Raw genomic sequence first — 5084 nt, 5'->3', positions numbered from 1 at the left:
GGGGGGCCCCCCCGGTTTTTTTGGGGGGTGGGGGGGGGGGGGGGGCTGCCCCCCCCCCGCCCCAATCCCACTTCGTGGAAACTCCGGAGGCGGAAAGGACCGTGGCGCAGACCCTTTCATCTTCCCCTCGTTCTGCTTCCGCAGGACGCTATTACCGGCTGTTTGCGGTGATCCTGCTGGCTTCTACGTTGCTTTCCACCTGGCTGGGGATCGCGGTGGTGATGGCCGCCCGCGCGCAGCGCTGGCGGGCGATGGCCGGTGGCGAACAGCCCCGCACCGGCCCCCTCGGGCTTCCTCCGATCTCCGAAGTGGGGCGTATGCTGAATCCCATCGAGTGGCTCAGCCCGGCGCCGGCCTGGCCGGTCCCCGGCCAGCTGAACCTCCTGGTCCTGGGGGTAGACCGCCGACCGGAGGAGAAGGAGATCCCCGTCCGTTCGGATGGGATCATGCTCATCGGCCTCGATCCCATCAGCAACACCATCTCCGTGCTCTCCATTCCCCGGGATCTGTATGTCCCCATCCCAGGGCTGGAGGAGCGCGGGATCTCCCAGAACCGGATCAACACGGCATGTTTCTACGGGGATTACTACCAGCGGGGCGGATGCGGGGAGCTATCCAAACAGACCGTGGCATACAATTTCGGCGTCCCCGTGCATCGTTACATCATCCTGGATTTCAATGGCTTCAAGAAGATCATCGATCTGGTGGGCGGAGTCGATGTGGATGTGCCCCGGACCATTGTGGATAACGCGTATCCGACGGATGATTACCGGACGGAACGGCTGGTGATCCCGGCTGGGCGCATCCATATGGATGGGGAGCTGGCCCTGAAGTATGTGCGGACCCGCCATGCGGATAGCGATTTCGGGCGGCTGAAGCGGCAGCAACAGGTTCTGATGGCCCTGCGAGCGAAGATCCTCTCGCTTCAGACCCTGCCCCAGATCCCGGAGATCCTCCGGGCGCTGGGGGATTCGGTGCAGACGGATCTCACCATCCCGGAGATGCTGGCCATCGCCCAGTTCGCCCGGGGAGTGCCAGAGGAGCGCATCCGCCTGCTGACGGTAGAGCCCTCGATGGTCCGCTCGTGGCAAACCCCCAGCGGCGCCGCGGTTTTGATCCCTAACCGGCAAGCCCTGGCCGCCCTGATGGAGGCGTTTAATTGGGAACGATAATCCGGCGGCCTCTCGTGATCTCCTCCCCATAGAGGGCTGGACTATGCCGATCGCTCGGCGGATGAAGGGGGAGCTCTCGGAAGCGGATCTGCTGGACGCGTTGCGGCGGGGAGATCGGCAAGCCTTCGCAGCGATGATCGACCGCTGTGGGGATACCGTCTATCATGTCGCGTATCGGCTGCTGGGCAGCCAGGAAGAGGCGGAGGACATCCTTCAGGAGACGTTCCTGCAGGCTTTTCGGCACCTGAAGGACTTCCGTGGGGAAGCCCGACTGTGCACCTGGCTCTACCGGATCGCCTATAACCTGGCCCTCATGCGCTTGCGCCGGAAAGAGCCCGAAACCATCTCCATCGATCAGCCGATCCTCTTGGAGAACGATGAGGAAATCCCCCGGGAGCTCTTCGATTGGTGTTGCCTGCCGGAGGAAGAGCTGCTTCGTGCGGAGCTTCGATCGGTGTTAGACGAGGCCATCCGTAACCTGCCAGCGAGCTTGCGGACGGTGTTCCTGCTGCGAGATGTGGAAGGATTATCGACGGAGGAGGTCGCTGAGATCCTGGGCATCTCCACGGATGCGGTGAAGACCCGATTGCATCGCGCCCGTTTGCAATTGCGAGAGCGATTATCCCGCTATTTTTCCGAAGAGCTGGCAGGGAGGTAGCAAAGGATGCCTCCGTCGAAGCGATGTGAGGAATGGCTGGGTCGGATCTCTCTCTATCTGGACGGGGAACTCGCGGAGCATCTTTGCCAGGAGCTGGAGCAACACCTGAAGGAATGCCCGGATTGCCACGTGGTCTTTAACACGACGCGGCGCACCATCGAGCTTTATCGCCGATACGGCCGGGTCTCGATGCCCGAAGGGGCACGGGAGAGCCTGTTTCGGGCTCTGAACCTGGAGGATCTGCTTCGGGAGGAGCCGGGATCGGAGTGATCAGGTCTGAGCCATGGCCGAACTCCCTTATCCCCTTTAAACTTTCGGAAAGGGCCTGATGCACGGCCCGCTTGTCCAAATTCCAACTGAAAACATCATCCTGGAGAGCGAGGCGATCGATGATCATCGCGCAAGGAACAGCGAAGCTTCCCACCCTGAACCCCGAACTGGATGAGCTGTGCGTGAACGCCATCCGCGCCCTGACCATGGACGCGGTGGAGCAAGCCCGATCCGGACATCCCGGGATGCCCATGGGGATGGCCGACGCCGCCTATGTGCTATGGCGTTACTTCATGCGCCACAATCCCCGCAACCCCTTCTGGCCGAACCGGGACCGCCTGGTCCTCTCCGCCGGGCATGGCTCGATGCTGCTCTATGCGCTCCTTCATCTTTCCGGCTACGACATGCCCATGGAGGAGATCCGGCGATTCCGCCAATGGGGGAGCGCTACACCCGGACACCCAGAATACGATCCCCATCGGGGGATCGAGACTACCACCTGGCCGCTGGGTCAGGGGTTCGCCAACGCGGTGGGGATGGCCCTGGCGGCCCACCTCCTGGCTGAGCGCTTCAACCGCCCCGGTTTTCCCATCGTGGATCACTTTGTTTATGTGATCGCCTCCGACGGCGACCTAATGGAGGGGATCTCCCATGAGGCGGCCTCCCTGGCCGGCCACTGGGGGTTGGGGCGTCTGATCGTCCTCTACGATGACAACGATGTTTCGATCGATGGTCCGACCGACCTGGCCTTCACCGAGGATGTGGCCGGCCGCTTCCGGGCCTACGGCTGGCATGTGCTGGAGCTCGATGGCCACGACCGTCCGGCGGTGGCCCAGGCCCTGGCGGAAGCGCAGCGGGTGGAGGATCGGCCCTCCCTGTTGATCTGTCGCACCCATATCGCCTATGGAAGCCCGAACAAGCAGGATCGGGCGGAGGCCCACGGCGCGCCCCTGGGGGCCGATGAGGTGCGCCGCACCAAAGAACGCCTGGGATGGCCGGTGGAGCCCCCCTTCTACGTCCCGGAGGCCGTCTACGCTCATATGCGCGGACTCATTGAGGAAGGGGCGCGATGGGAGGCGGAATGGCGGGCCCGATGGGAGGAATACGCCGCCGCCTACCCGGAACTGGCGGCCGAATGGGAGCGATGGTGGCGGGGGGAACTGCCTGAGGGCTGGGAGGAGGCGATCCCTACCTTTCCGCCCTCTCCGGATGGAATCGCCACGCGGGCCGCCTCGGGCAAGGTCCTGAACGCGCTGGCGAAGGTCATCCCCAACCTGATCGGGGGCAGCGCGGATCTGATGGAATCCACCCAAACTTACCTGCACAGCTTCCCCGCCGTCGGCCGGGGTCGGTTCGACGGCCGGAACATCCATTTCGGCGTGCGGGAGCACGCCATGGGAGGCATCCTCAACGGGATGAGCCTGTATGGGCCCTTCCGGGTCTACGGCGGCACCTTCCTGGTGTTCAGCGACTACATGCGGCCGAGCATCCGCCTGGCTGCGATGATGCGCCGGCCGGTGATTTATGTCTTCACCCACGATAGCATCGCCGTGGGGGAAGATGGGCCTACCCATCAGCCGGTGGAACACCTGACCGCCCTGCGGGCGATCCCGAACCTCTGGGTGATCCGACCGGCGGACGCCAATGAGGTGGCCGAGGCCTGGAAGATCGCCCTGCGCCGGCGCGACGGGCCCGTCGCCCTGATCCTGACCCGGCAGAAGGTGCCGATCCTTGATCGCCGCGATCTGGCCCCCGCTTCGGAGCTGGCGCGGGGCGCCTACGTGCTGGCCGAGGCCCGGGAGGGAAGGCCGGACCTGATCCTGATCGCCACCGGATCCGAGGTCGCCCTAGCCCTGGCCGCACGGGAGCAACTGGAAGCTCAGGGGATTCACACCCGGGTGGTCAGCATGCCCTCATGGGAGCTCTTTGAGGCCCAGCTGGAGGAATACCGGCGCACGGTGCTTCCACCCGGCGTCCCCCGGCTGGCGATCGAGGCGGGGATCCCGTGGGGATGGCATCGCTATGCGGACGCGGTGATCGGGCTGGAGCGCTTCGGCGCCTCCGCGCCTTACCCGGAGGTCTACTGGCGCCTGGGCTTCACGGTGGAGCGAGTCGTCGAGGAGGCCCGACGGCTCATCGGGCGATAGATCGGTGATGGGCCGAATTTTTATTCGATCGCTGGGATAGGAGCCTCCTCCAGGAACAACTCGTCCGCATCCTCATCATACGCAAAGAGCTCCGCATAACGACCCCAGTGAATGGCGATGTCCAGCTGGCGCTCCGCTTCCTCGGGGGTGAAATCCAGCTGGAGCTGCTCGCGGAAGTAATCCGCGCTCACCCGGCCATCATCATCCGCGTGGAGCGTTTCGTAGATCCAGCGGATGATCGGGAGGCGGAGGATGCGCCCGGCCACGATCTCCTTACGGGCCAGGATGCTGGCCTCAGCGAAGGCCTCTCCGAGGGGCGTCAGCGTGATATCCCCTTCAGCGACCTTCACGAACCCCAGCAGCTCCGCCGCCTCCACAATCGTCAGCAGGTCATCCAGCTCATAGCGCAGCTCTTCCGCCAGTCGGTAGAGATCCGCCCACCCGCCCTCTTCCAGAAGCTTTTCCGTCAACCCGGCCACGGCATTGATGCGCGCTTCCGGCATCCGATACGCCCGGCCCGGCTCCCCCGGCCGCTTCCCGGGCACCTGCTCCTCCGTCCGCCCTGCAATGGTCGCATACACACGATCTACCATTGTCTGAAAGTAAGCATCCTTGCGACGTCGGGGATGCGGCAACCGAACTTCCAGCTCGGCGATCACCCGGCCGGGATCTTTATCCATCAGGATGAGACGGTCGGCCATCCAGACCGCCTCCTCGATATTGTGCGTGACCAGCAGGATGGCCTGGATCGGCAGACGTTTGGAGAGCCAGAGCTCCATCAGCTCGCCCCGCAGGGCCTCCGCCGATAGCACATCCAGAGCGGAGAACGGTTCGTCC

Annotated in this window: 5 protein-coding genes; 4 read left to right on the top strand and 1 reads right to left on the bottom strand. The window is 64.3% G+C overall.

The window, feature by feature from the left end:
- The first annotated feature begins 101 nt into the window (after nt 1–101).
- The 4 genes from NZM16_RS12830 to tkt all read left to right on the top strand — a co-directional run bounded on the left by NZM16_RS12830 (nt 102) and on the right by tkt (nt 4247).
- Complete coding sequence (locus NZM16_RS12830; protein ID WP_295480731.1) at nt 102–1172, top strand: LCP family protein; 1071 nt, start codon at nt 102–104, stop codon at nt 1170–1172.
- 43 nt (nt 1173–1215) lie between these two features.
- Nucleotides 1216–1830 (top strand): sigma-70 family RNA polymerase sigma factor, encoded by a 615-nt coding sequence (locus NZM16_RS12825; protein ID WP_295451082.1) that lies wholly within the window; start codon nt 1216–1218, stop codon nt 1828–1830.
- A gap of 6 nt (nt 1831–1836) precedes the next feature.
- On the top strand, nt 1837–2100 hold the full coding sequence (locus tag NZM16_RS12820; RefSeq protein ID WP_295480729.1) for an anti-sigma factor: 264 nt from the start codon (nt 1837–1839) through the stop codon (nt 2098–2100).
- 119 nt (nt 2101–2219) lie between these two features.
- Nucleotides 2220–4247 carry a transketolase gene (gene tkt, locus NZM16_RS12815; protein ID WP_295480727.1) on the top strand — a complete coding sequence of 676 codons (2028 nt, stop codon included), beginning with the start codon at nt 2220–2222 and terminating at the stop codon, nt 4245–4247.
- A gap of 20 nt (nt 4248–4267) precedes the next feature.
- On the opposite strand, the gene NZM16_RS12810 is transcribed toward tkt, so the two are convergent.
- On the bottom strand, nt 4268–5084 hold an 817-nt coding region (locus tag NZM16_RS12810; RefSeq protein ID WP_295480725.1), incomplete at its 5' end, for an AAA-associated domain-containing protein.

Origin of the sequence: Thermoflexus sp., from assembly GCF_025055495.1 — a bacterium.
Taxonomy (GTDB): domain Bacteria; phylum Chloroflexota; class Anaerolineae; order Thermoflexales; family Thermoflexaceae; genus Thermoflexus.
Note: the sequence above shows the minus strand (reverse complement) of the source record. Positions and strands in the feature narration are given on the sequence as shown.

Bases quoted from the DNA above. Each gene is read 5' to 3' on its own strand.
- NZM16_RS12820 (WP_295480729.1), top strand. From the start codon at position 1,837: ATGCCTCCGTCGAAGCGATGTGAGGAATGGCTGGGTCGGATCTCTCTC.
- NZM16_RS12825 (WP_295451082.1), top strand. From the start codon at position 1,216: ATGCCGATCGCTCGGCGGATGAAGGGGGAGCTCTCGGAAGCGGATCTG.
- tkt (WP_295480727.1), top strand. From the start codon at position 2,220: ATGATCATCGCGCAAGGAACAGCGAAGCTTCCCACCCTGAACCCCGAA.